The sequence below is a fragment of the Streptomyces sp. SBT349 genome (genome assembly GCF_001083795.1).
In the GTDB taxonomy this organism is placed as follows: Bacteria; Actinomycetota; Actinomycetes; order Streptomycetales; family Streptomycetaceae; genus Streptomyces.
The window spans coordinates 1-2637 of sequence record NZ_LAVK01000577.1 but is presented as its reverse complement, the minus strand read 5'-3'; the positions used below and the strand labels follow the sequence as shown (position 1 = coordinate 2637).

Here is a 2637-nt window from a genome sequence, read left to right as displayed (position 1 = left end):
GGCGGGGAGGGGTCAGGCGTCCTGCGCGCAGGCGTAGGCCAGCGGCCCCACCAGTTCCTCCACATCCGGCAGCCAGCGGTTGCGCGCGCTCGGGCCGCGCACCCACAGCACCCGGCCGCGCGTCCCCGTGACCGTCGGGGGCGCGGCCACGTAGTCGCCCTCGCCGCGGACGGTCAGGTCGAGACCGCCGGGCGCCCAGCCGAGGCGCCGCACCAGGCCCGGCATCTTCACGGCGCCGCCGGGCAGCACATAGAACTGCATCCGGCCGTACGGCGAGCCCGAGACGGGCCCCAGCACCGTGCCGAGCCGTTCCATCCGGGCCAGCGCCAGACACCCCGCCGTCTCCGGCACGTCGATCACGTCGAACGTCCTCCCGGTCGGCAGAAGGATCGCCGCGCGCGGCTCCTGCGACCACGCGCGCCGGGCCACCGTGGCGCTCCCCGTGGTGTGCGCCGTCCAATCCCGGCGCACGGGGTGCGCGCCGGGCGCATCGCACTCGAGGACGCCACATGAACACCAGAAAGCCTGTCCGGTTCCCTCGATCCATGTCCCGGGCAGCACCTCCCAGTTGCGGTCCTTGACGTAGTGGACGGCGTGATCGAGCAGGTTGCCGTCGTGTCGCCCACCGTTCGCCGGAAGGGCTGTTCCTGAGGTGACTCCGATGGTCTCTTCCACGCCGATGACAACTCGACTGCTCCGTACGGGTTACGGCCGGGGGCCGACCCGCCGCACCCGGTGCCACCCGCATGCGGGGCGCATCGGTGCATCAGCAGGGGCATACGGGATGGACCGGGCAGAGGCAGGGCAGTGATGTGGCCGGGATCTCCCCGGGCCGTCCTCACAGGGAGCCGCTTGATGACCGCGAGACCACTGATCGCCCGCCAGCCGAACGAGCGCCTGCTCTCCCTCATCCGCGAGGCAGGATGCTCGAACGCCGGTCTGGCGCGCCGCGTCAACATGTGTGCCGCCGAGCGCGGCTTCGACTTCCGGTACGACAAGACGTCCGTCGCCCGCTGGATCCGAGGCCAGCAGCCGCGCGGGCGCGCGCCGGATGTGATCGCCGAGGCGCTGGGGCGCAAGCTCGGCCGCCCGGTGACCGTCGACGAGATCGGCATGGGCACCGCGCGCCAGCTCACCTCGTCCGTCGGCCTGAACTTCGCCGCGGGCCTCGGCGAGTGCCTGGAGCAGGCCATGGAGCTGTGGCACTCCGACATCGCCAGGCGCGAGAACGGCGAGAGCCAGAACCCGTACGCCGCCGGCGGTTCGCATGTGGCGCCCGCGGCGCTCGTCGAGCCGAGCCGCGACTGGCTGATCACCCCGGCGGACGCCGAGGTGGCGCGCACCTCGGGCCCGCGCGTGGGCACGGCGGACGTCGAGGCCGTGCTCGCGACGACCGCCGCGCTGGTCGACCTCGACCGGCGCTGGGGCGCGGGCCATGTGCGCCCGGTCGTCGCCCACTACCTCAACAGCGTGGTCGCCGGGCTGCTCGGCGGCGCCTACCGCGAGACGGTGGGCCGCGAACTGTTCGGCGCCGCCGCCCGCCTGACCGAGCTGGCCGGCTACATGGCGGTGGACAGCGGCCTGCCGGGGCTGGCCCAGCGGTACTACATCCAGGCGCTCCGCCTCGCCCAGGCGGCGGGCGACCGCGGCTTCGGCGGCTATGTCCTGGCGGCCGGGATGAGCCACCTCGCGGCCCAGCTCGGCAACCCGCGCGAGGTGATCCAGCTCGCGCGCGCCGCGCAGGAGGGCTCGCGCGGGCGCGCCACCCCGCGCGCGGAGGCGCTCTTCCACGCCGCCGAGGCGCGCGGCTACGCGCAGTTGGGCGACCGCGAGGGCTGCCGCCGCGCCGCGTCGGCCGCGCTGGAGGCACTGGAGCGCGCCAACGAGGGATCGGGAGACGATCCGGCGTGGATCGCCCACTTCGACGCCGCCTACCTCGCAGACGAACTCGCCCACTGCCACCGGGACCTGGGCCAGGGCAGGGCGACCCAGCAGCGCGCGGCCCAGGCGCTGGCCGCGCACCCGGAGAGCAGGGCGCGCCGGCGCGCGGTGGGCATGCTGCTGATGGCGACGGGACAGCTCCAGGAGGGCGACCTCGAACACGCCTGCCGCACGGCCGAGAAGGCGGGCACGTTGCTGAACGGCCTGCGCTCGGGCCGCGGCACGGACTACTTCGCGGACTTCACGGCTCGCCTGGAGCCGCACCGGGCCGAGCCCCGCGTCCGGGAGTTCGCGGCGCGGTGGGAGGGGAACTGAGCCCGGGGATCGGTCCTGGGGCCGGTCCGGGGGGTGCCGCGCGCCCCGACTGACGGCTGACCTGCCCGACTTGACGGCCGGCGGGCGACGCACGCAGGCTCCTCGTAAGCCGGTAGCGTGGCCCGGCGAACAGCGTTGACCTACGAGGAGCTCGGGTGACCAGCCACAACGGACAGGACAACGAGCCCCGCGAGGGCGTGATTCTGCCGTCGAACGCCGGCGACGCGCGGGAGCCGGGACCGGAGCAGACGGTCGCCTCGGGCCAGCCGTGGGGCCAGCCCTGGGGTCCCGCCGCCTCGGCGCCTCCGGCGCAGCAGGCCGCGGCACCCGTGCCGCCCGTGGCTCCGCCGCCCCCGCCCGGCGGCTTCCCGGCTCCGCCGC

At 75.1% G+C, this 2637-nt stretch carries 2 protein-coding genes and 1 pseudogene; 2 read left to right on the top strand and 1 reads right to left on the bottom strand.

Annotated features, from left to right (window positions below):
- Positions 1-12 precede the first annotated feature (12 nt).
- Positions 13-675 (bottom strand): bifunctional DNA primase/polymerase, encoded by a 663-nt coding sequence (locus ADY01_RS34795; RefSeq protein WP_053171543.1) that lies wholly within the window; start codon positions 673-675, stop codon positions 13-15.
- Positions 676-855: 180 nt separating this feature from the next.
- Here ADY01_RS34795 and ADY01_RS34790 point away from each other — a divergent pair, with 180 nt between their 5' ends.
- On the top strand, positions 856-2256 hold the full coding sequence (locus ADY01_RS34790) for a hypothetical protein (RefSeq protein WP_049580811.1): 1401 nt from the start codon (positions 856-858) through the stop codon (positions 2254-2256).
- A gap of 155 nt (positions 2257-2411) precedes the next feature.
- Positions 2412-2637 (top strand): annotated as a pseudogene (locus ADY01_RS34785) (hypothetical protein); the annotation flags it as partial.